The organism is Streptococcus halitosis (genome assembly GCF_023147855.1).
GTDB classification, from domain to species: Bacteria; Bacillota; Bacilli; order Lactobacillales; family Streptococcaceae; genus Streptococcus; species Streptococcus halitosis_B.
Genome location: NZ_JAHXOP010000001.1, coordinates 686844 through 708507, shown reverse-complemented (window position 1 = coordinate 708507; position 21664 = coordinate 686844). Strand labels below are relative to the sequence as shown.

Sequence of the window (21664 nt, the reverse complement as noted above, 5' to 3'; positions counted from 1 at the left end):
ATCGACCAAGAATTTTTTGTATGAGCACGACTCATTAGTTGGTTTGTTCAGTATAACCAGCTTCTTTAAGCATTTTTTTCGAGGCAGCAAAGCTTACACGGTTTCCAATACCAGAATATTCGTTCGGCATTGCTTTTTTCAATTCGTCAAGACTCGCGACAGTCATGTCAACCTCGATGTTTTGGATAACTTTTTCGTCTTGAATTTCAACTTTTTGTGTAACCCCTTTGACCCCTTCATAACCTTTATAAGTATCGTCAACAATTTCCTTAATACCTTCCGCGGTATTATTAAGTTTTTCAGGGTCAAGTACATTATGAACAGTTTGTTTTACAACGTCATCTCCCTTCACAGTATAAGTCAAGGTAGAATGAATCCCAGGTTTGCTATTGTGGACAAATGTGTGAGTTTCTGTCTCATCTTTCTTTTCAGATGATTGTTGACTGCTTTGTTTGGTCTCGCTTGACTGAGTTGTTGTGTCTTCTTTGCTACTGCTGCTAGCAGGTGTTGATGCTTGTTTGGAACATCCGAGTAGGAGGACAAGTGAAGCCACAAGGGCTAGTGATACTTTAAAGTAGGATTTCATATTTTTACTTTCCTTTCATAATCAAAGTATTTGTATTATAACATGGATCTATAGTGAAAGCAACTAAACATAATTTTTCCCCTTTTGAGAAGGAGTCTGACTAGAAAAATGTTATAATGGTAGGAAAGAGGTGAAGAAATGAATCAGACTATAAACTATATCAAAGAACTAACCGCTATTGCATCTCCAACAGGCTTTACTCGTGAGATTTCAGACTACCTAGTCCATACTTTAGAAGAGCTTGGTTACCAGCCTGTTCGCACAGCCAAGGGTGGTGTCAATGTTACTATTAAAGGTCAAAATGATGACCAACACCGCTATGTAACTGCCCATGTGGATACGCTGGGTGCTATTGTCCGTGCTGTCAAACCGGATGGTCGTCTCAAATTGGATCGTATCGGTGGTTTCCCTTGGAACATGATTGAAGGGGAGAACTGTACGGTTCATGTAGCTAGCACAGGTAAAAAGGTATCTGGAACCATTCTCATCCACCAGACATCATGCCATGTCTACAAAGATGCAGGAACTGCTGAACGCACTCAGGACAATATGGAAGTGCGTTTGGATGCAAAAGTAACCAATGAAAAAGAAACCCGCGCCTTGGGCATCGAGGTTGGCGACTTTATCAGTTTTGACCCGCGAACTGTCGTGACAGAGACTGGTTTTATCAAGTCACGTCACTTGGATGACAAAGTCAGCGCAGCGATTTTGCTCAATCTTCTTCGTGTTTATAAGGAAGAGGGGATAGCATTACCAGTAACAACTCATTTTGCTTTTTCAGTCTTCGAAGAGGTGGGCCATGGTGCCAACTCCAATATTCCAGCTCAGGTAGTAGAATATCTAGCTGTAGATATGGGAGCCATGGGCGATGACCAGCAAACAGACGAATATACAGTGTCTATCTGTGTCAAGGACGCTTCAGGTCCCTATCACTATGACTTCCGTCAACACTTGGTAGCTTTGGCGAAAGAGCAAGATATTCCATTTAAGCTCGACATTTATCCATTTTACGGTTCGGATGCTTCAGCGGCTATGTCAGCAGGAGCAGAGGTCAAACATGCCCTCCTTGGAGCGGGTATTGAGTCCAGTCACTCTTACGAACGAACACACATTGATTCAGTAGTGGCGACTGAGAGTATGGTCGATGCTTATCTCAAGAGTGCATTGGTAGACTAATATGTGCTTGATTTGTCAAAGAATTGAATGGATCAAGGCAGGGAAGAATCCCTACTTTGTAAAAGAACTAGAAACAGGCTATGTTGTTATTGGGGACCATCAATACTTTAAGGGCTATACCTTATTTCTGGCAAAAGAGCATGTCACAGAACTCCACCATATGGAGACTTCTGTAAAACTTCGTTTTCTAGAGGAAATGAGTTTGGTCCAAGAAGCTGTTGCCAAAGCGTTTAAAGCTGAAAAGATGAACATCGAACTGTTAGGAAATGGAGATGCCCACGCCCACTGGCACCTCTTTCCAAGACGATCAGGTGATATGAGGGGTCATGGACTTAATGGCCGTGGTCCAGTCTGGTGGGTGCCCTGGGAAGAAATGGCGGCAGAAGATTGCCAAGTGAAATCCCATGAGTTGGAACAAATGATTAAAGCCTTATCCGATGAATTAGAGAAGCACGTGGTCTAAGAGAGGAAGTAAAAAATGAAAAAAAGATATATCGTTTTATCTGGTTTGCTAGCAGTAACCCTAGCAGCATGTTCTCAAGAACAACCTAAAAATGAAGAAAATACTCAAAAAACGGAACAAACTAGCCAATCTGAAGGAACTGTAGGAAGCAAATCTCAAGCTTCTAGTCAGAAGAAGGCAGAAGTTGTCAATAAGGGAGACCACTATAGTATACAAGGGAAATACGATGAAATCGTCGTAGCTAATAAGCACTATCCTTTGTCAAAAGACTATAATCCAGGAGAAAATCCAACAGCCAAGGCAGAGTTGGTCAAACTCATCAAAGCTATGCAAGAGGCGGGATTCCCAATCAGCGATCATTACAGTGGTTTTAGAAGTTATGAAACTCAAACCAAACTTTATCAAGACTATGTGAATCAAGACGGTAAGGAAGCAGCAGATCGCTACTCAGCTCGCCCTGGATACAGTGAACACCAAACAGGTCTTGCTTTTGATTTGATTGGGACTAATGGAGAATTGGTAACAGAAGAAAAAGCAGCCCAGTGGCTCTTAGATCATGCAGCTGACTATGGTTTTGTCGTTCGCTATCTCAAAGGCAAGGAGAAAGAGACTGGCTACATGGCAGAAGAATGGCATCTTCGCTACGTCGGAAAAGAAGCCAAAGAAATTGCTGCAAGTGGTCTCAGTTTGGAAGAGTACTACGGCTTTGAAGGCGGAGATTACGTCGATTAAAAAAGTAATTTTTCTCTTGCATTTTTAGATAAATAGTGTATAATGGAAAGGTATGTGTAAAGCATACTTGTGGGAGGTAAAAATCTCTAATTACCGCCAAAACCACAAAGGAGGATTTAAAAATGGCTAAAAAAGTCGAAAAACTTGTAAAATTGCAAATCCCTGCTGGTAAAGCTACACCAGCTCCACCGGTTGGACCTGCTCTTGGTCAAGCTGGTATCAACATCATGGGATTCACAAAAGAGTTCAACGCTCGTACAGCTGACCAAGCTGGTATGATCATTCCAGTTGTTATCTCAGTATACGAAGACAAATCATTTACTTTCGTTACAAAAACACCACCAGCTGCTATTCTTTTGAAAAAAGCTGCAGGTGTTGAAAAAGGATCAGGTACACCTAACAAAACTAAAGTTGCTACAGTTACTCGTGCACAAGTACAAGAAATTGCAGAAACTAAGATGCCAGATTTGAACGCAGCAAACATTGAGTCTGCAATGCGTATGATCGAAGGTACTGCTCGTTCTATGGGATTCACTGTTGTTGACTAATCAATAACACAGTAGAAAATCTCACAGCAGTCTATTAGTTGCTTTTCATACTAGGCAAGTGACTGAGGCTTGTACTTAGGTACAGTAAAGGAACTGAACGAAGTAGGAAAAGGAAAATAATAGGCTGAAAACCCGCAAGACTTCATCATTTCGAGAAGTGACGTGGGAGATGAAAATCGATTGAACCACTTACAAGGAGAATAGAAAATGGCTAAAAAAAGCAAACAACTTCGTGCTGCACTTGAGAAAATTGACAGCACAAAAGCATACAGTGTAGAAGAAGCTGTAGCACTTGCAAAAGAAACTAACTTTGCAAAATTTGACGCAACTGTAGAAGTTGCATACAACTTGAACATCGACGTTAAAAAAGCTGACCAACAAATCCGTGGAGCAATGGTATTGCCAAACGGTACTGGTAAAACTTCACGCGTTCTTGTTTTCGCACGTGGTGCAAAAGCTGAAGAAGCAAAAGCTGCTGGTGCAGACTTTGTTGGTGAAGATGACCTTGTTGCGAAAATCAACGACGGTTGGTTGGACTTTGACGTAGTTATCGCTACACCTGACATGATGGCTCTTGTTGGACGTCTTGGACGTGTCCTTGGACCACGTAACTTGATGCCAAACCCTAAAACTGGTACTGTAACAATGGATGTTGCTAAAGCAGTTGAAGAGTCTAAAGGTGGTAAAATCACTTACCGTGCTGACCGTGCAGGTAACGTTCAAGCAATCATCGGTAAAGTATCATTTGAAGCTGAAAAATTGGTTGAAAACTTCAAAGCTTTCAACGAAACAATCCAAAAATCAAAACCAGCTACAGCTAAAGGAACTTACGTAACAAACTTGACAATCACAACTACTCAAGGTGTTGGTATCAAAGTTGACGTAAACTCACTTTAATCAGTAGTTTATAAAAGAGAAGACGAGTACGAAAGTGCTCGTTTTTTTTGATGAGTATTACCTTTTAGAAAAATCAGTTCATTGATCAGCTTTGTAGCAATAGTGCGTTTCCTCTTCTTCTTTCACAGAAAATATGGTATAATAGAGAGTAAAAAACTTTGAAAGAAAGAAAAAGATGAATTTAAAAGATTATATCGCAACGATTGAAAATTATCCTAAGGAAGGTATTACCTTCCGTGATATCAGCCCTTTGATGGCAGATGGAAATGCTTATAGCTACGCTGTTCGTGAAATTGTTCAGTATGCAACTGATAAGAAAATCGACATGATCGTGGGTCCAGAGGCTCGTGGATTTATTGTTGGCTGCCCAGTTGCTTTCGAGTTGGGAATTGGCTTTGCACCTGTTCGTAAACCAGGGAAATTGCCACGTGAAGTGATTTCTGCTGACTATGAGAAAGAGTACGGTATCGATACCTTGACCATGCATGCTGATGCAATCAAGCCAGGCCAACGCGTTCTCATCGTAGATGATCTCTTGGCAACAGGTGGAACTGTCAAGGCAACAATTGAGATGATTGAAAGACTTGGTGGAATTGTAGCAGGCTGTGCTTTCTTGATTGAACTGGATGATCTTAAGGGCCGTGAAAAAATCGGAGATTACGATTACAAGGTACTTATGCATTATTAATAAAAAACAGTCCTTTGGGCTGTTTTCTCTTCATCAGCTATATAAATTAACTATAGCTAGTTAGAGAAAAACTATAATTGAAAACTATATCTTCATACAGTATAATATAGGGAAGAAGTATTTGGAGGTTTTTGCTTTCAAACAGACAAGATCATTCCCGAAATAGAGAACTGTTAGGAGGGTATTATGCCGATTCGACTTGATAAAAAATTACCAGCTGTGGAGATTTTAAGGACAGAAAATATCTTTGTGATGGACGACCAACGGGCTGCTCATCAGGATATTCGCCCCTTGAAGATTTTGATTTTAAATCTCATGCCTCAAAAGATGGTGACAGAAACGCAACTCTTGCGGCATTTGGCTAATACACCGTTGCAATTAGATATTGATTTCTTATATATGGAGACGCATCATTCAAAGACAACCCGTGCCGAACATATGGAAACCTTCTATAAGACCTTTCCAGAGGTCAAGGATGACTTTTTTGATGGAATGATTATTACGGGAGCACCAGTAGAGCATTTGCCTTTTGAGGAGGTAGATTACTGGGAGGAATTCAAGCAGGTTATCGAATGGTCCAAGACGCATGTTTTTTCAACCCTCCATATCTGTTGGGGAGCACAAGCAGGTCTATATGTTCGCTATGGCGTTGAAAAGCACCAGATGGATCGGAAACTATCAGGAATTTATCCACAGGACACCTTGAAAGAAGGGCACCTTCTTTTTAGAGGTTTTGATGATCGCTATGTAGCTCCTCATTCTCGTCATACTGAGATTTTAAAAGAAGAAATCTTAAATAAGACCAATCTGGAGATCCTGTCAGAAGGTCCTGAGGTTGGGGTTTCTATCCTGGCTAGTCGAGATTTGCGTGAGATTTATAGTTTTGGTCATTTAGAATATGACCGTGATACTCTAGCAAAAGAGTATTTTCGTGATTGTGAGTCAGGACTTAATCCTCACATTCCGGAAAATTACTTCAAAAATGATGATGTGAATGAGACACCGTGTCTCTGTTGGTCTTCATCAGCTGCCCTCTTTTTCAGTAACTGGGTTAACTATGCTGTCTATCAGGAAACTCCCTTTGACTGGAAAAAGGTAGAGGACGATGCGGCTTCATTTGGATATTTATAAGAGGAATTATGACATATTTTGACGCTTTTAAATCAGGGAACTTGGTTTTGCCAAGTGCCCTGCTCTTGCATTTTAAGGAACTCTTTCCTTCCAGCGAAGATTTTCTCGTCTGGCAATTTTTCTATCTACAAAACACCACAGCCTTAGGAGATGTTTCGCCTAGCCAGATTGCTGAAATTATTGGTAAAGAGGTAGCAGATGTCAACCAGTCTATTTCAAACTTGACTGAAAATGGTTTGCTGCAATATCGGACCATTGAACTAAATGGGGAAATTGAGCTTATTTTTGATGCTAGTTTGGCTTTTGAACGCTTGGATAGCTTGTTAGATACTCAAACTTCAGCTGCAACTGCCCCAAATCCGCAAAATCGATTGAAGGATCTGGTTGAGACTTTCCAGCAGGAATTGGGGCGCTTGTTAACACCATTTGAAATCGAAGATCTTTCTAAGACAGTCAAAGACGATGGAATCAAGGCGGATTTGATCAAGGAAGCTCTTCGAGAGGCCGTTCTAAATGGTAAACCAAACTGGAAATATATTCAGGCTATCCTTCGGAATTGGCGTCATGAAGGTATCCATTCTGTGGCCCAAGTGGAAGCTAAACGAGCTGAGAGAGAAGCAAACAATCCCAAACAAGTTCAGGCTTCGGCTGATTTCCTCGATGCCATGAATTTGTGGCAAGATTAGTCGCTTGAAAAATCTTGAAAATTAGAGTAAGGTTTGCAAGCTCCTTATAAATATGATAGAATAATAGTGAATAAAATGAAAAAAGAGGTATGTGAAATGTCACGTAAACCATTTATCGCTGGTAACTGGAAAATGAACAAAAATCCAGAAGAAGCAAAAGCATTCGTTGAAGCCGTTGCATCAAAACTTCCTTCATCAGACCTTGTTGAAGCAGGTATCGCAGCTCCTGCAGTTGATTTGACAACTGTTCTTGCTGCTGCTAAAGGTTCAAACCTTAAAGTTGCTGCTCAAAACTGCTACTTTGAAAATGCAGGTGCGTTCACTGGTGAAACTAGCCCACAAGTTTTGAAAGAAATCGGTACAGACTACGTTGTGATCGGTCACTCAGAACGTCGTGACTACTTCCATGAAACTGACGAAGATATCAACAAAAAAGCAAAAGCAATCTTTGCAAACGGTATGCTTCCAATCATTTGTTGTGGTGAGTCACTTGAAACTTACGAAGCTGGTAAAGCAGCTGAATTCGTAGGTGCTCAAGTATCTGCTGCATTGGCTGGCTTGACAGCTGAACAAGTTGCTTCAACAGTTATCGCTTACGAGCCAATCTGGGCTATCGGTACTGGTAAATCAGCTTCACAAGACGATGCACAAAAAATGTGTAAAGTTGTTCGTGACGTTGTAGCAGCTGACTTTGGTCAAGAAGTTGCGGACAAAGTTCGTGTTCAATACGGTGGTTCTGTTAAACCTGAAAACGTTGCTTCATACATGGCTTGCCCAGATGTGGATGGTGCCCTTGTTGGTGGTGCATCACTTGAAGCTGAAAGCTTCTTGGCATTGCTTGATTTTGTAAAATAATCTAGGTTATTCCAGACAGACAGTCGAAAGTACTAGGTGACTTTGACTGCCTGTCTTGTTTTTACTTGGGGCATTCTTGTGAAAGAGGGATTTTTCTAGACTAGGAAAGTTCCTTAGGGAAAGAAAGGCGTGCAGATGCGCGCTCTTTTCTATATCAAAAAGTTATGAAAGGGGGAGTAATGCTCTATATTTGGTCTTATTTGAAAAAATATCCCAAGTGGTTATTCTTGGATTTCTTTGGAGCGGTTTTCTTTGTTATTGTCAATCTTGGACTGCCAACTGTTCTGGCTCGGATGATTGATGAAGGTGTGAATAAAGGAAATGAACAGCAATTGTATGTTTGGGCTGCAATTATGCTGGTTATTATCCTATGTGGAACCTTGGGGCGTATAGTCTTGGCTTATGCTGCTAGTAAGCTGACGACCAATATGGTTAAGGATATGAGGGATGATCTCTATGCCAAATTACAAGAGTATTCTCATCATGAATATGAAAAGATTGGAGTGTCTTCACTGGTTACTCGTATTACCAGTGATGCCTTTGTTCTCATGCAATTTGCAGAACAGACCTTAAAATTGGGTGTCATCACTCCCATGATGATGCTGTCTAGTATCTTAATGATCTTTCTAACCAGTCCATCATTAGCCTGGATAGTGGCCTTTGCAGTACCTTTCTTGGCTGTGGTGGTCATTTATGTAGCGGTCAAGACTCGACCATTATCAGAGAAACAGCAGGCTACCTTAGACAAGATAAACCAATATGCCAGGGAAAATCTGATGGGGCTCCGTGTCATTCGTGCCTTTGCTCGTGAGAAATTTCAAGAGGAACGCTTTGCAGGACAAAATGCAGTCTATGCAGCCAATTCCAATCGTCTGTTTAAACTAACCGGTTTGACGGAACCCTTGTTTGTTCAGATTATCATTGCCATGATTGTAGCTATTGTCTGGTTTGCTCTGGACCCTATCAAACAAGGAAACTTGCAAATTGGGGATCTGGTTGCCTTTATCGAATATAGTTTCCACGCTCTCTTGTCCTTCCTTTTCCTATCCAATCTCTTCACCATGTATCCTCGTACAGCCGTTTCGAGTGAACGGTTGAAAGAAGTCATGGATATGCCGATTTCTATTGATCCAAATGAAGGAGGCGTCAGAGAGACAGCAACCCACGGCTATTTGGAATTTGAAAATGTCACCTTTGCCTATCCTGGTGAGACGGAAAACCCTGTTTTGCATAATATTTCTTTCAGCGCTAAACCGGGTGAAACCATTGCCTTTATCGGATCGACCGGATCGGGCAAGTCCTCTCTTGTGCAATTGATTCCACGTTTTTACGATGTCACACTTGGAAAAATCAAGGTTGATGGTGTCGATGTGAGGGATTACCGCCTCAAGTCTCTCCGTCAAAAGATTGGTTTTATTCCGCAGAAGGCCTTGCTTTTTACAGGAACTATCGCTGAAAATATCCGCTATGGGAAGGAAGATGCTAGTCACAAAGATTTACATCAGGCAGCGGATGTGGCGCAAGCCAAAGATTTTATCGAAAGCCGAGAAGAAGGCTTTGCGACCCATCTAGCTGAAGGTGGAAGCAATCTTTCTGGGGGACAGAAACAACGTCTCTCAATTGCAAGAGCGGTCATAAAGAATCCTGATATCTATATTTTTGACGATTCCTTCTCAGCCTTGGATTATCGTACGGATGCCATTTTACGCCGTCGTCTCAAGGAAGTAACACAGAATGCTACAGTTTTAATTGTTGCTCAACGTGTCGGAACCATCATGGATGCCGACCAGATCATCGTTCTGGATAAGGGAGAGATCGTGGGTCGCGGTCGCCATGAGGAATTAATGGAAACCAATGATATCTATCGTGAGATTGCTGAGTCGCAGTTGAAAAATGCATCTCTAACAGAAGAATAGGAGGAAATATGAAAACACAATCTAGTTTGGCTCGTTTGTGGAGCTATTTGAAAACCTACCGTTTTTCTGTCTTTTTTGCAGTCTTTCTAAAAGTTTTAAGCGTAGTCATGAGTGTCTTGGAGCCTTTTGTATTGGGGCTAGCCATTACGGAGTTGACAAAGAATCTCTTAGATATGGCTAATGGTCTTGCAGGCGCTCGTATCAATACTGGCTACATCGGAACTGTTTTAATCATTTACCTCTTTAGAGGTCTCTTGTATGAACTTGGGTCTTATTATTCCAACTATTTCATGACAAATGCGGTCCAGTCTATGACTCAGGATCTGCGAAATGGAATGACCGAGAAAATCAATCGTATCCCAGTATCTTTCTTTGACAAACACCAATTTGGTGATTTGTTGGGTCGCTTTACCAGTGATGTTGAGACGGTATCCAACGCTCTTCAACAGTCTTTTCTTCAAATTGTCAATGCTGTTCTGACGATTGTTCTCGTCATGGGAATGGTTTTATACTTGAACTTTCAACTGGCTATAGTGGTGATTCTATCCATTCCAGTGACCTATTTCGGTGCCAGAAGCATCCTGAAACATTCTCAGCCTTATTTTAAAGAGCAGGCGGCTATTTTAGGACGGATGAATGGCTATGTGCAGGAAAATCTCACAGGTTTTAATGTCTTGAAACTCTACGGTCGTGAGGAAACTTCTCATAAAGAATTTTCTAAGATTACAGACGACCTCCAACGTGTTGGTTTTAAAGCCAGCTTTATCTCTGGACTCATGATGCCAGCTCTTCATGCTGTATCAGACTTGACCTATCTGATCGTTGCAGTTCTTGGTGGATTGCAAGTGATTGCGGGTCGTTTGACAGTGGGGAATATGCAGGCCTTTGTTCAGTACGTTTGGCAGGTCAGCCAGCCAATCCAAAACATCACACAACTTGCGGGTCAAATGCAAAGTGCTAAGTCTTCGTTAGACCGTATCTTCGACATCTTAGATGAGACAGAGGAAGTCAAGGGAGAAGAACTCGAAATCCTTAAACCCTTAACAGGTCAGGTGACCTTTAAGCAGGTTGACTTCCAGTATGTTGAAAACAAGCCATTGATTCGAGACTTTAATCTGGAAGTTCAACCGGGAGAGATGGTGGCGATTGTTGGTCCTACTGGAGCTGGTAAGACGACCTTAATCAATCTGCTTATGCGCTTTTACGATGTCACAGCAGGCGCAATCTTAGTTGACGGGCAGGATATTCGCCAGTTGTCACGTCAAGACTATCGCCGTCAGTTTGGAATGGTCTTGCAGGATGCTTGGCTTTATGAAGGTACGATCAAAGAAAACCTACGTTTTGGAAATCTTGACGCCAGTGACGAGGAAATAATAGAAGCTGCCAAAGCAGCAAATGTAGACCACTTTATCCGAACTCTTCCTGGTGGTTACAACATGGAGATGAACCAAGAGTCAAGTAATATTTCCCTCGGACAAAAACAACTCTTGACCATCGCGCGTGCTCTCCTAGCTAATCCTAAAATTCTTATTCTGGATGAAGCGACTTCCTCTGTTGATACCCGTTTGGAACTCTTGATTCAAAAAGCTATGAAACGCTTGATGAAAGGAAGAACCAGCTTTGTCATCGCTCACCGTCTCTCTACTATTCAAGAAGCAGATAAGATTCTCGTTCTTAAGGATGGACAGATTATTGAACAGGGAAATCATGAAAGCTTGCTCCAAGAAAAAGGCTTTTATTATGATTTGTATCAAAGCCAATTTTCAAGTAAATCCGAGCAAGTCGGCTAATCAAAACTGTCCAGACTATTCTTAAATTATCAGTCTATTACAACTTTTCTCAGATAGTACACTTTTCTTGCTATTGTTTTATGGTAGTAGTATACTTATACTGTAACCACTAATAAGGTGGTTATAAAAAAAGAAAAGAGGTAAGAAATATGGTTGAATTGAAAAAAGAAGCAGTAAAAGACGTTACAACATTATCTAAAACAGCGCCAGTAGCATTGGCAAAAACAAGGGAAGTATTGAACCAAGCAGTAGCAGACTTGTATGTGGCTCACATTGCCCTTCACCAAGTTCACTGGTATATGCGTGGTCGTGGTTTCCTCGTATGGCATCCAAAAATGGATGAATACATGGACAGCCTTGATGGTTATCTTGACGAAATCAGCGAACGTTTGATTACCCTTGGTGGCAAACCTTACTCAACTTTGACAGAATTCCTTCAACACAGTGAAATCGAAGAAGAAGAAGGAGAATTCCGTAACGTTGAAGAAAGCTTGGAACGTGTTCTAGCGATTTATCGCTACCTCATCGCTCTTTTCCAAAAAGCTTTGGATGTAACTGACGAAGAAGGCGATGATGTTACAAACGATATCTTTGTTGGGGCTAAGGCTGAACTTGAGAAAACAGTTTGGATGCTTGCAGCAGAACTTGGACAAGCTCCTGGTTTGTAAGATATAGTTGCTACCCCTTTTATCATGAGGCGCTTGATAAGTGCTCATGATCAATCATCTTTTAAAAGTCATGTAACTGTGAAAAGTTGCATGACTTTTTTGTCTGCTAGACTTAGGACACATTGTCAAAAGTAGGATTTTACGGTATAATAGTTGCTGTTCGAGAAATTTTGATTTTCAAAGAATAGTGAAATGTTATAAGGAGAACCTATGAACAATTTACCAAATTGCCCAAAATGTAATTCAGAATATGTCTACGAAGACGGAAGTCTCTTGGTCTGCCCAGAGTGTGCCTATGAGTGGAATCCTGCAGAAGTTGCAGAAGTAGAAGAAGGCGTTGTCGCTATCGATGCCAATGGAAATAAATTGGCTGACGGCGATACTGTAACTCTTATCAAGGACTTGAAAGTAAAAGGTGCGCCAAAGGATTTGAAACAAGGAACTCGTGTCAAAAATATCCGTATCGTAGAAGGTGACCACAACATCGACTGTAAGATTGATGGTTTTGGAGCTATGAAATTGAAGTCAGAGTTTGTTAAGAAAATCTAGCTATGAAAACGAACTACAAATTTATCTTTTATAGTCGTGTGCTCTTGTTCTTAGCGGCATTTACAGGAGTTTATTTAGAGATCACCAAGCATGGTGGTTTTGGTATGCTCCTTTACTACACAGTATTGTCCAATCTTTTGGTAACGATTTTCACGGGCTATTTGCTCCGTGTGATGAGCCGTTCAGGTGAAAATTGGCAAAGTCCGACCTTGCTTCGTCTCAAGGGTGGTGTTACCATGAGTATCATGATTACCTGTGTAATTTACCATTTTATGCTTGCTCCGATCGCGACAGACTTTTACCGTGTGGAAAATTTCCTTTGCCACTATATCGTTCCACTCTGGTTTTTAGCCGACACCCTCTTCTTTGATAAACAGGGTCAATACAAGATCTGGGATCCAGTCTTGTGGACCATCTTGCCCTTGGTTTATATGATTTTTGCCTTGTTTAACGGTCTGGTCTTAAAACTCAATATTCCGAATTCCAAGGACAATCCCTTCCCTTATTTCTTTTTAAATGTGAACAAGGGTTGGGACGTGGTTATCAAATGGTGTTTGATCATTTTTGCAGCGTATATGGTTGCAGGCTTCATCTTCTATCTGATCAAGCAAATCAAGCGAAAATAGTCTTCCTATTAGGAAAGTTAGGACGGAGTCTCTAGTTCAATCGGGCTCCTTCTTTTCTTGCCATCTTCCTTTTAAAAGGATCAACAGTGAGAAATATACAGAAAGAAAATTCATGAAACAATATTTAGAACGGGCTAGTATTTTGGCCCTCTCCCTCGTTTTGATTACCTCCTTTTCCATCTCAAGTGCTCTGCCGGCCATGTTTGACTACTATCAAGGCTACCCTAAGGAACAAATCGAGCTCCTGGTCAGTCTTCCTTCTTTTGGGATCATGATTATGCTGGTTTTAAATGGGGTTTTGGAGCGTCTGTTTTCTGAGCGTCTTCAGATTAGTCTAGGACTTCTCATCCTCTCTATCGGGGGAACAGCCCCTTTCTGGTATCAGGATTACAACTTTGTCTTTGCAATGCGGATTTTATTTGGCTTGGGTGTTGGGATGATCAATGCCAAGGCTATTTCTATCATCAGCGAACGCTATCATGGAAAGACACGGATTCAGATGTTGGGTCTTCGCGGATCAGCAGAAGTTGTCGGGGCATCGATTTTGACTCTAGTGGTCGGTCAACTCTTATCCTTGGGATGGACAGTGACCTTCTTGGCCTACAGTGCGGGATTTTTAGTATTGATCCTTTATCTGCTCTTTGTCCCTTATGGGAAAGAGAAGAAAGAAACAAAGAAAAAAGAGACCGAAACGACTCGTTTGACAGGACAGATGAAAGGCTTGATTTTTCTATTGGCTGTCGAAGCAGCAGTTGTTGTCTGCACCAATACAGCTATCACCATACGCATTCCTAGTCTGATGGTGGAAAGAGGTCTAGGGGACGCCCAGTTATCGAGCTTGGTTTTAAGTATCATGCAGTTGATTGGTATCTTGGCAGGTGTGAGTTTTTCTTTCTTTATCTCTCTGTTTAAAGAAAGGTTGCTCCTTTGGTCAGGTATCACCTTTGGATTGGGGCAGATTGTGATTGCCTTGTCTCCGTCATTGGGTGTGATGGTAGTTGGAAGTGTTGTGGCAGGTTTTTCTTACAGTGTGGCCTTGACCACTGTCTTTCAGCTTCTTTCTGAAAGAATCCCAGCCAAGCTCCTCAATCAAGCAACTTCATTTGCGGTTTTAGGATGTAGCTTTGGAGCCTTCACGACACCTTTCATTCTTGGAGCGATTGGTTTGGTGACTCAAAACGGTATGTTGGTCTTCACCATTTTAGGATGTTGGTTGATTGTCACTTCTATCTTTGTTATGTACGCACTTCAAAAGAGAGCTTAGGATTGGTTTCCTAAGTTTTTCTTTTCGGGAATTTTGTACCCAGACAATTATTGGTTTTTAAACTTGTTTACACTTTTATTTCCTGATAAAATAAAAGTTATGACGAGATATAAAGCAACTATTTCTTATGATGGTTTTGCCTTTGCTGGCTTTCAGCGCCAGCCTCATGCGCGGAGCGTTCAGGAAGAAATTGAAACAACCTTGACTAGATTGAATAAGGGCCAAGTCATTACCGTTCACGGTGCTGGTAGGACTGATAGTGGAGTCCATGCTCTGGGACAGGTCATTCATTTTGATCTGCCCTATCAAATGGATGAGGAAAAACTTCGCTTTGCTCTGGACACCCAGTCCCCTGAAGATATTGATGTGATTTCAATTGAGCTTGTGGCGGATGATTTTCATTGCCGTTATGCCAAGCACAGTAAGACCTATGAGTTTATTGTTGATAGGGGACGTCCTAAAAATCCGATGCGCCGTCACTATGCTACTCACTTTCCTTATCCGCTTGATGTGGAGAGGATGCAGGAGGCCGTCAAAAAGCTAGAAGGAACCCATGATTTCACCGGTTTTACAGCTTCTGGGACCAGTGTGGAGGATAAGGTTCGCACCATCACAGAAGCTAGTCTCAGGGTTGATGAGACAGGACAATTTTTGACCTTTACCTTTTCAGGAAATGGTTTCTTGTATAAGCAGATTCGCAATATGGTGGGGACGCTGCTCAAAATCGGCAATAACCGCATGCCAGTAGAGCAGATTGACCTCATCTTGGAGAAGAAGGACAGGCAGCTTGCAGGTCCCACTGCAGCACCAAATGGTTTGTATTTAAAGGAGATTTGTTATGAAGAATAATCGTATTTTAGCACTTTCTGGAAATGATATTTTTAGTGGTGGTGGTTTGTCCGCGGATTTGGCTACCTATACCTTGAACGGCTTGCATGGCTTTGTAGCAGTGACTTGTTTGACAGCCTTGACAGAAAAGGGCTTTGAAGTCTTTCCAACTGACGATACCATTTTTCAACATGAATTAGATAGCTTGCGTGATGTGGAGTTTGGGGGCATTAAGATTGGTCTTCTACCAACTGTCAGTGTGGCTGAGAAGGCATTGGACTTTATCAAGCAACGCCCAGGAGTGCCTGTGGTTCTGGATCCTGTCTTGGTCTGCAAGGAAACGCACGACGTAGCAGTTAGTGAACTCTGCCAAGAGTTGATTCGCTTTTTCCCTCATGTTAGTGTGATTACGCCTAATCTCCCAGAAGCAGAATTATTGTCTGGTCAAGAGATCAAAACCTTGGAAGACATGAAAACAGCAGCGCAGAAATTGCATGACTTGGGAGCGCCAGCAGTTATCATTAAGGGAGGCAATCGCCTTAGTCAGGACAAGGCTGTGGATGTATTTTATGATGGCCAAACCTTTACAGTCCTAGAAAATCCTGTTATCCAAGGCCAAAATGCTGGTGCAGGTTGTACCTTTGCCTCAAGCATTGCCAGTCACTTGGTTAAAGGTGATGAACTTTTACCAGCAGTAGAAAGTTCTAAAACTTTCGTTTTTCGTGCCATTGCACAAGCAGATCAATATGGAGTAAGACAATATGAAGCAAACCAAAACAACTAAAATTGCCCTTGTATCCCTCTTAACCGCCCTTTCTGTGGTTCTAGGTTATTTCCTAAAAATCCCAACACCGACAGGTATTTTAACTCTTTTAGATGCGGGTATCTTCTTTGCGGCCTTTTACTTTGGTAGTCGTGAAGGTGCTGTAGTCGGAGGACTAGCAGGTTTCTTGATTGACCTCTTATCAGGCTACCCTCAGTGGATGTTCTTTAGCTTGATTAACCATGGCTTGCAGGGATTTTTTGCAGGATTTAAAGGCAAAACTCAGTGGTTAGGCCTTATCCTAGCAACCATTGTCATGGTGGGGGGCTACGCCTTGGGTTCAACTTTGATGAATGGCTGGGCAGCAGCTCTACCAGAAATCCTACCAAATTTCATGCAAAATATCGTGGGAATGGTTGTAGGATTTATCCTTAGTCAAAGTATCAAGAAGATTAAGTAAAGAGGCTGAGTCAAAAGTCTTCAAAATCAGAAAAACGCATAGTATCAGGTGTTGAAAAACCTTGATACTATGCGTTTTATTGTGGGAAGATTTTCGAAGAATATTAATCAAAATAAAGCAAGTCTTTGCAGGTGCTTGTAAAGAGGTCAAAGCCATCCTTGGTAACAACACCGCAGTCTTCGATGCGGACACCGACTTTACCGGGGATATAGATACCTGGTTCAACAGAGAAGCACATGCCTTCTTCGATGACCATGTCGTTTCCTTCCATGATAGATGGGAATTCGTGGACATCCATACCGATACCGTGACCGAGACGGTGGTTGAAGTACTCGCCGTAACCAGCTTTTTCGATGACCTCACGGGCAGCGCGGTCTACTTCATGGGCGGTCACACCTGGCTTAATAAAGTCAAGAGCAGCTTGTTGGGCTTCAAGAGTCAAGTTGTAAATGTCTTTCTTGAATTGGTCTGGTTTGCCGACAGCGACTGTACGAGTCATATCTGACGCGTAGCCGTTGACGAGGACACCAAGGTCAAAGAGGAGAAGAGCATCGTTTTCAACCTTGTTAGCTGCTGGAATACCGTGTGGATTTGCAGCATTATCACCAGTCAAGACCATGGTATCAAAGCTCATTTCATAACCTTCACGTTTCATGGCAAAGTCGATTTGAGCGATAATATCTGTCTCAGTCTTATCAAGAGAAATATTGTCAAAACCAACATTGACAGCCTTGTCCGCATAGAGACCTGCCACCATCATTTTTTGCACTTCGTCAGCTGATTTGATGAGACGCATGCGTTGGATACGAGGAGTGAGGTTTTCAAACTCGGCAGTCTCAAAGACAGTTTTCAAGCCATGGTATTTGGTCAAGATGAGATTGTCAAACTCGACAGCGACACGTTTGAAGTCAAGCTGTGGAAGAGCATGTTTCATTTTTTGCCATGGGTTTTCAGAGTCTACATAACCAACTACTGGGAAAGAGACAGTGTTGCTTGCACGCTCAACCTCAAGTGCTGGGACAAAGAGGAGGGGTTCCTGATCCGCTAGGACAAAGAGGAACATTTGGCGTTCATGGGGATCACTGTAAAAGCCAGTGAGGTAATTGATTGTGACGGGGTCAGATACGACAGCGACGTCTAGTTTTTCTGATTCAAGATATGTTACGATTTGTTGTAATTTAGACATATGCTACCTTCTTTCTACCCCTCTATTTTGGCAAAAAAAGAGAGAAAATGCAAGGGAGAAGGATAAAAGAAAAGACAAAAAGAACTCTGGTAAGATAGCAGAGTTCTTTGATATGGTTTTCCTTGGTTTAAGAAAAGTCAGCCTTGCTTTTGACGTCGCTGTATTCTTCAGCGATTTCTTGACTGAGGATGTCCTCATAGGCAGGGAGTTGGATGTCCTGTCCGTACTTTTTCTTGAGAGCAGTAGTGACTAGGCGATAGGCCAGATTAGCATTACGAGAGAGGATAGGTCCGTGGAAGTAGGAACCAAAGACATTCTTATAATGAACCCCTTCGCCGATCTTTTCTTCGTTGTTTCCATTTCCATAAACCACTTGTCCCAGCGGTTTTTGGTCATCAGAAAGGAAAGTACGGCCTTGGTGATTTTCAAAGCCATAGTAGGTTTCATCGAAATCTTCATTATGAATCTTGATGTCACCGATAAAGCGGTTATTGGTCTGGTTGAGGGTGTAGTGCCCCATGACCCCTAGCCCTTCGATACGTTTTCCTGAAGCCTCAACATAATATTGGCCCAATAGTTGGAAACCACCGCAGATAGCAAGAACCACACCGTCGTTTTGGATGTAGTTGTCAATGCTCTCTTTTTTAGCAGGTAGATCGTCTGCGATGATACTTTGTTCAAAGTCTTGACCTCCACCGAAAAAGGCGATGTCATAGTGGTTTTCATCAAAGTCATCATGGAGAGAAACGATGTCAACCGTCACATGGGCTCCCAGCTTTTCAGCCACATACTTGAGCATGAGGATGTTTCCATTGTCCCCGTATGTATTCATGAGGTTTCCATAGAGGTGGGCAATGTTGAGCTGATAAGGGTAATTGCCAGTTTTTGAGGAAAGTGAAGTATAAACCATTAGTTCATCTCCTTTCTAACAATCTGACGACTAGCCAGCAGTTCGCGGAATTCCAGCATAGCAGTATAGGTAGCTAGAATATAAGCATGCTTACAGTCTTGGTTTTCAATGGTTTTAAGAACTTGTTCCAGATTGCTTGTTTCAGTTATTTTCTCAGCTGGATAGCCTGTTACTCGGAGGCGACGTGCGATTTCAGAATGGCGAACACCGCCAGCGTTGATTTCAGGAATGTCCATGTCAGTGATTTGTTCAAAATCAGCATCCCAAATCCAGCTGGTATCAATACCGTCTGCATAGTTAGCATTGAGGAGGACAGATAGGCTAAATGGATAAGGAGCTAGTTTAATCATCTCGATAGCTTGGGTAGCGCCGACTGGATTTTTAATTAAGACAAGGGTACATTCTTTATCACCGATATGGAAGGTCTCCTGGCGTCCAAAGACAGCACGGCTCTTGTCAAATCCTTGTTTGATGAGTTGTGAATCAGCACCAAGGAAACGGGCGATGGCAACCGCAGCTAGGGCGTTGTAGATATTGTAGAGTCCACCGATTTGGATACCATATTCTTGTCCGTCAATGACAAAGCGAGAGCGATTGTTGGTCAACTCAACCAAGTCTGTTAAGCGATAGTCTAATTCAGGACGTTTGCATCCGCAGCCTTCACAGATATAGGCACCCAAGTTTGCATAAGTATTGTGCTCATATTTGAGGATGCCTTGACAGTCAGGGCAGAGAATCCCTTCAGTATTATAGTGAGCCAGTTTGGCTGGTCCTTTTTCCAAGTCAAAACCAAAATACTCTACAGGATTTGGAATAGCTGGCTTGTAGAAAAGCGGACTGTCTCCATTAAGAAGAACAGTGGCAGTAGGCACCTTACGAATAGCATCCAAAATCATCTCATAAGTTGTGTAAATTTCACCATAGCGGTCCATCTGGTCACGGAAGATATTCGTGATGACAAAAAGGCTTGGCTGGATATAGTCACAGATACGAGATAGACTGGCTTCGTCGATTTCGAGGACAGCAATGTTTTTCCCAGTTTTAGAAGATTTGGCTGTTAGGAAGGTTGTTGCAATCCCTGTAATCATGTTGGCACCGCTTGGGTTGGTCAGAACTTGACCATAAACCTCTTTTAAAATGCCGACAGTGAGGGCAGTTGTCAAGGTTTTTCCATTGGTTCCAGTCACTACGACAATCTCGTAGTTCTTAGCTAGGTTTTGTAAAATATCTTTATCAAATTGAAGGGCAAGTTTTCCTGGAAGCGTACTTCCACGGCCAAGACGGCTTAAAACGAAGTGGGAAGAACGCCCAGCAAGAAGGCCCAAAGTAGTTTTTAATTTCATGTTTCTATTATATCATAAAAGAGGGAAAAGACGGATTTGGTGTTTCGCAGAAACAAAAACAGCCCAGAGAGGGCTGTTGGATATGATTAAACTCAACTTAAATTGCAAACAAGTCATTCAAGTTCTCAGCCAAGGTTGGGTGAGTGAAGATTTGTTTTGTGAAGTAAGTGTAAGGGATCTTGTTGTCCATCGCAACAGTGATGATGTTGATGATTTCTTGAGAACCTTCTGAGAAGATAGTTGCACCAATAATTTCTTTTGTTTCAGTATTCACAACAGCTTTGAAAGCACCGCGAAGGTCGCCATTTACATGACCACGAGGCATCGCAGCAACAGGGATTTCCTTAACAGCGTATGGAAGTTTCAAATCAGCTGCTTGGCTTTCTGTCAAACCAACTTGTGAAAGTGCAGGTGTGATGAACATGGTGTTTGGTACATTGAGACGGTCTTCAAGAGTGTAGCTGCCATCTCCAGCAAGATAGCTGTAGACAACACGGAAGTCATCAAGTGAAATGTAGGTAAATTGAGGTCCACCGTTGACATCCCCAACTGCAAAGACACCAGGAACGTTTGTTTGACAATGCTTGTCTACTTTGATAGCACCACGCTCTGTTAGTTCAATATCGGTATTTTCAAGTTGAAGTGGTTCTACGTTTGGTTTACGTCCAGTTGCGTAGAGAAGGGCATCGAAACGGTAAGTTTCGTTTTCAGTTACGACGAGAACTTGGTCACCGTCGTTTTTGATTTCAGTAGTATGGATGTTTTGAAGCAATTCAATACCGTCTTCTTCCATGTATTGTTTAGCAAGAGCTGCGATGGAAGGTTCTGCACGAGGTAGGAAAGTATCCAAGGCATCTAGGACTGTAACTTTGCTTCCAAGTTTGTTGTAAAGACCTGCAAATTCAAGACCGATATTTCCACCACCAAGGACACCAAGTTTTTCAGGCAATTTGTCCAAGTTTTGAATACCTGTTGAGTCAAAGACGTTTTTGCTTGTAGCAAGTCCAGGGATTGGCAAGACGTTTGAAACAGCACCAGTGTTGATAACGATAGTTTCAGCAGTCAGTTCTTGTTTTTCGTCACCAGCTTGGATTTCGATGACTTTGTTTGAAAGGAAGTGAGCTTCCGCATCAAAGATATCCACACCTGTACCCGCAACAGTAGCATAGTTTTTACCGTTGAGGCGACTAGTGATAGTATTTTTGGTAGCAATGACTTCTTCAAAAGACAAATCTTTCTCAGCAGCAACTAGCAAGGTTTTAGTTGGGATACATCCGATGTTGATACAAGTTCCACCGTACATAGCTTTGCTACGTTCAACGAGGGCAACTTTTTTGCCAGCTGAAGCTAATTTACCAGCTAGTGTTTTCCCAGCTTTACCAAATCCAATAACGATTAAATCATATGTTAACATTTATAGTCCTCCTATTCGATTTTCATTCTAGCATAAGAAAACACTTTTTGCACAAATCTGCTACGGGAAATGATTTCCGATCAAAAAGTCTATCAAAAACTTCTATAATTCTAATTCAATGGATAATAAATCGTTTACATAGTTTTCCTAATGGATTCTACTATCTTTTGCCCCTCTCTTGTGTT

General features: G+C 41.9%; 23 protein-coding genes. 18 read left to right on the top strand and 5 right to left on the bottom strand.

Translation table 11 applies throughout. The features are described 5' to 3' along the window. Positions 1 to 34 precede the first annotated feature (34 nt). Positions 35 to 586 carry a DUF1307 domain-containing protein gene (locus KZX55_RS03500; RefSeq protein WP_109289733.1) on the bottom strand — a complete coding sequence of 184 codons (552 nt, stop codon included), beginning with the start codon at positions 584 to 586 and terminating at the stop codon, positions 35 to 37. Between the two features lie 138 nt (positions 587 to 724). Between KZX55_RS03500 and KZX55_RS03495 the strand changes: the two genes are divergently transcribed. From KZX55_RS03495 to KZX55_RS03410, 18 genes are all read left to right on the top strand, one after another. Further along, on the top strand, positions 725 to 1762 hold the full coding sequence (locus KZX55_RS03495; protein ID WP_248024459.1) for a M42 family metallopeptidase: 1038 nt from the start codon (positions 725 to 727) through the stop codon (positions 1760 to 1762). A gap of 1 nt (position 1763) precedes the next feature. Continuing rightward, the gene (locus KZX55_RS03490; protein ID WP_125841231.1) at positions 1764 to 2225 is read left to right on the top strand and encodes an HIT family protein; all 462 of its coding nucleotides are present in this window, start codon (positions 1764 to 1766) and stop codon (positions 2223 to 2225) included. A gap of 15 nt (positions 2226 to 2240) precedes the next feature. Beyond that, the gene (ldcB, locus tag KZX55_RS03485) at positions 2241 to 2957 is read left to right on the top strand and encodes an LD-carboxypeptidase LdcB/DacB (RefSeq protein WP_167266131.1); all 717 of its coding nucleotides are present in this window, start codon (positions 2241 to 2243) and stop codon (positions 2955 to 2957) included. A gap of 122 nt (positions 2958 to 3079) precedes the next feature. Then, positions 3080 to 3505: a 50S ribosomal protein L11 gene (gene rplK, locus KZX55_RS03480; protein ID WP_248024456.1), complete on the top strand. Its 426-nt coding sequence runs from the start codon at positions 3080 to 3082 to the stop codon at positions 3503 to 3505. A gap of 207 nt (positions 3506 to 3712) precedes the next feature. Then, positions 3713 to 4402 (top strand): 50S ribosomal protein L1, encoded by a 690-nt coding sequence (gene rplA / locus KZX55_RS03475; protein WP_001085676.1) that lies wholly within the window; start codon positions 3713 to 3715, stop codon positions 4400 to 4402. Positions 4403 to 4577: 175 nt separating this feature from the next. Then, positions 4578 to 5090, top strand: coding sequence for an adenine phosphoribosyltransferase (locus tag KZX55_RS03470; RefSeq protein ID WP_033583486.1), 513 nt, complete (start codon positions 4578 to 4580; stop codon positions 5088 to 5090). 186 nt (positions 5091 to 5276) lie between these two features. Continuing rightward, positions 5277 to 6221, top strand: coding sequence for a homoserine O-acetyltransferase MetA (metA, locus tag KZX55_RS03465; RefSeq protein ID WP_248024428.1), 945 nt, complete (start codon positions 5277 to 5279; stop codon positions 6219 to 6221). An 8-nt stretch (positions 6222 to 6229) separates the two neighbouring features. Then, the gene (locus tag KZX55_RS03460) at positions 6230 to 6907 is read left to right on the top strand and encodes a DnaD domain-containing protein (protein WP_045617509.1); all 678 of its coding nucleotides are present in this window, start codon (positions 6230 to 6232) and stop codon (positions 6905 to 6907) included. A gap of 96 nt (positions 6908 to 7003) precedes the next feature. Next, complete coding sequence (gene tpiA / locus KZX55_RS03455; RefSeq protein WP_248024424.1) at positions 7004 to 7762, top strand: triose-phosphate isomerase; 759 nt, start codon at positions 7004 to 7006, stop codon at positions 7760 to 7762. A 179-nt stretch (positions 7763 to 7941) separates the two neighbouring features. Continuing rightward, complete coding sequence (locus tag KZX55_RS03450; RefSeq protein ID WP_248024420.1) at positions 7942 to 9678, top strand: ABC transporter ATP-binding protein; 1737 nt, start codon at positions 7942 to 7944, stop codon at positions 9676 to 9678. 8 nt (positions 9679 to 9686) lie between these two features. After that, positions 9687 to 11468, top strand: coding sequence for an ABC transporter ATP-binding protein (locus tag KZX55_RS03445; protein WP_248024417.1), 1782 nt, complete (start codon positions 9687 to 9689; stop codon positions 11466 to 11468). Between the two features lie 149 nt (positions 11469 to 11617). Further along, positions 11618 to 12136 (top strand): Dps family protein, encoded by a 519-nt coding sequence (locus KZX55_RS03440; RefSeq protein WP_248024412.1) that lies wholly within the window; start codon positions 11618 to 11620, stop codon positions 12134 to 12136. Between the two features lie 210 nt (positions 12137 to 12346). After that, positions 12347 to 12685, top strand: a complete 339-nt coding sequence (locus KZX55_RS03435) for a zinc ribbon domain-containing protein YjdM (protein ID WP_001061600.1) — start codon at positions 12347 to 12349, stop codon at positions 12683 to 12685. A 2-nt stretch (positions 12686 to 12687) separates the two neighbouring features. Continuing rightward, entirely contained in the window at positions 12688 to 13311 is a 624-nt protein-coding gene (locus KZX55_RS03430; protein ID WP_000856468.1) for a Pr6Pr family membrane protein, read from the top strand. Positions 13312 to 13423: 112 nt separating this feature from the next. Continuing rightward, complete coding sequence (locus tag KZX55_RS03425; protein ID WP_248024410.1) at positions 13424 to 14575, top strand: MFS transporter; 1152 nt, start codon at positions 13424 to 13426, stop codon at positions 14573 to 14575. A 99-nt stretch (positions 14576 to 14674) separates the two neighbouring features. Next, a complete protein-coding gene (gene truA / locus KZX55_RS03420; RefSeq protein ID WP_248024407.1) occupies positions 14675 to 15424 on the top strand; it encodes a tRNA pseudouridine(38-40) synthase TruA in 750 nt (249 codons plus the stop codon). Further along, entirely contained in the window at positions 15414 to 16187 is a 774-nt protein-coding gene (locus tag KZX55_RS03415) for a bifunctional hydroxymethylpyrimidine kinase/phosphomethylpyrimidine kinase (RefSeq protein ID WP_248024391.1), read from the top strand. Before truA ends, KZX55_RS03415 begins: the two co-directional genes overlap by 11 nt. After that, a complete protein-coding gene (locus KZX55_RS03410) occupies positions 16165 to 16626 on the top strand; it encodes an ECF transporter S component (protein WP_248024386.1) in 462 nt (153 codons plus the stop codon). Before KZX55_RS03415 ends, KZX55_RS03410 begins: the two co-directional genes overlap by 23 nt. 103 nt (positions 16627 to 16729) lie before the next feature. On the opposite strand, the gene KZX55_RS03405 is transcribed toward KZX55_RS03410, so the two are convergent. From KZX55_RS03405 to KZX55_RS03390, 4 genes are all read right to left on the bottom strand, one after another. Beyond that, positions 16730 to 17812: a M24 family metallopeptidase gene (locus tag KZX55_RS03405; RefSeq protein ID WP_248024360.1), complete on the bottom strand. Its 1083-nt coding sequence runs from the start codon at positions 17810 to 17812 to the stop codon at positions 16730 to 16732. 127 nt (positions 17813 to 17939) lie between these two features. Then, a complete protein-coding gene (gene gatD, locus KZX55_RS03400) occupies positions 17940 to 18722 on the bottom strand; it encodes a lipid II isoglutaminyl synthase subunit GatD (protein ID WP_049492357.1) in 783 nt (260 codons plus the stop codon). After that, positions 18722 to 20065 (bottom strand): lipid II isoglutaminyl synthase subunit MurT, encoded by a 1344-nt coding sequence (gene murT, locus KZX55_RS03395; protein ID WP_247941660.1) that lies wholly within the window; start codon positions 20063 to 20065, stop codon positions 18722 to 18724. The genes gatD and murT overlap by 1 nt, the downstream gene beginning before the upstream one ends. A 97-nt stretch (positions 20066 to 20162) precedes the next feature. Further along, a complete protein-coding gene (locus KZX55_RS03390; RefSeq protein WP_248024357.1) occupies positions 20163 to 21479 on the bottom strand; it encodes an FAD-containing oxidoreductase in 1317 nt (438 codons plus the stop codon). Between the last annotated feature and the right edge of the window lie 185 nt (positions 21480 to 21664).

Coding starts and splice junctions, on each gene's coding strand:
- KZX55_RS03500 (WP_109289733.1), bottom strand. CDS start 586: ATGAAATCCTACTTTAAAGTATCACTAGCCCTTGTGGCTTCACTTGTC.
- KZX55_RS03495 (WP_248024459.1), top strand. CDS start 725: ATGAATCAGACTATAAACTATATCAAAGAACTAACCGCTATTGCATCT.
- KZX55_RS03490 (WP_125841231.1), top strand. CDS start 1,764: ATGTGCTTGATTTGTCAAAGAATTGAATGGATCAAGGCAGGGAAGAAT.
- ldcB (WP_167266131.1), top strand. CDS start 2,241: ATGAAAAAAAGATATATCGTTTTATCTGGTTTGCTAGCAGTAACCCTA.
- rplK (WP_248024456.1), top strand. CDS start 3,080: ATGGCTAAAAAAGTCGAAAAACTTGTAAAATTGCAAATCCCTGCTGGT.
- rplA (WP_001085676.1), top strand. CDS start 3,713: ATGGCTAAAAAAAGCAAACAACTTCGTGCTGCACTTGAGAAAATTGAC.
- KZX55_RS03470 (WP_033583486.1), top strand. CDS start 4,578: ATGAATTTAAAAGATTATATCGCAACGATTGAAAATTATCCTAAGGAA.
- metA (WP_248024428.1), top strand. CDS start 5,277: ATGCCGATTCGACTTGATAAAAAATTACCAGCTGTGGAGATTTTAAGG.
- KZX55_RS03460 (WP_045617509.1), top strand. CDS start 6,230: ATGACATATTTTGACGCTTTTAAATCAGGGAACTTGGTTTTGCCAAGT.
- tpiA (WP_248024424.1), top strand. CDS start 7,004: ATGTCACGTAAACCATTTATCGCTGGTAACTGGAAAATGAACAAAAAT.
- KZX55_RS03450 (WP_248024420.1), top strand. CDS start 7,942: ATGCTCTATATTTGGTCTTATTTGAAAAAATATCCCAAGTGGTTATTC.
- KZX55_RS03445 (WP_248024417.1), top strand. CDS start 9,687: ATGAAAACACAATCTAGTTTGGCTCGTTTGTGGAGCTATTTGAAAACC.
- KZX55_RS03440 (WP_248024412.1), top strand. CDS start 11,618: ATGGTTGAATTGAAAAAAGAAGCAGTAAAAGACGTTACAACATTATCT.
- KZX55_RS03435 (WP_001061600.1), top strand. CDS start 12,347: ATGAACAATTTACCAAATTGCCCAAAATGTAATTCAGAATATGTCTAC.
- KZX55_RS03430 (WP_000856468.1), top strand. CDS start 12,688: ATGAAAACGAACTACAAATTTATCTTTTATAGTCGTGTGCTCTTGTTC.
- KZX55_RS03425 (WP_248024410.1), top strand. CDS start 13,424: ATGAAACAATATTTAGAACGGGCTAGTATTTTGGCCCTCTCCCTCGTT.
- truA (WP_248024407.1), top strand. CDS start 14,675: ATGACGAGATATAAAGCAACTATTTCTTATGATGGTTTTGCCTTTGCT.
- KZX55_RS03415 (WP_248024391.1), top strand. CDS start 15,414: ATGAAGAATAATCGTATTTTAGCACTTTCTGGAAATGATATTTTTAGT.
- KZX55_RS03410 (WP_248024386.1), top strand. CDS start 16,165: ATGAAGCAAACCAAAACAACTAAAATTGCCCTTGTATCCCTCTTAACC.
- KZX55_RS03405 (WP_248024360.1), bottom strand. CDS start 17,812: ATGTCTAAATTACAACAAATCGTAACATATCTTGAATCAGAAAAACTA.
- gatD (WP_049492357.1), bottom strand. CDS start 18,722: ATGGTTTATACTTCACTTTCCTCAAAAACTGGCAATTACCCTTATCAG.
- murT (WP_247941660.1), bottom strand. CDS start 20,065: ATGAAATTAAAAACTACTTTGGGCCTTCTTGCTGGGCGTTCTTCCCAC.
- KZX55_RS03390 (WP_248024357.1), bottom strand. CDS start 21,479: ATGTTAACATATGATTTAATCGTTATTGGATTTGGTAAAGCTGGGAAA.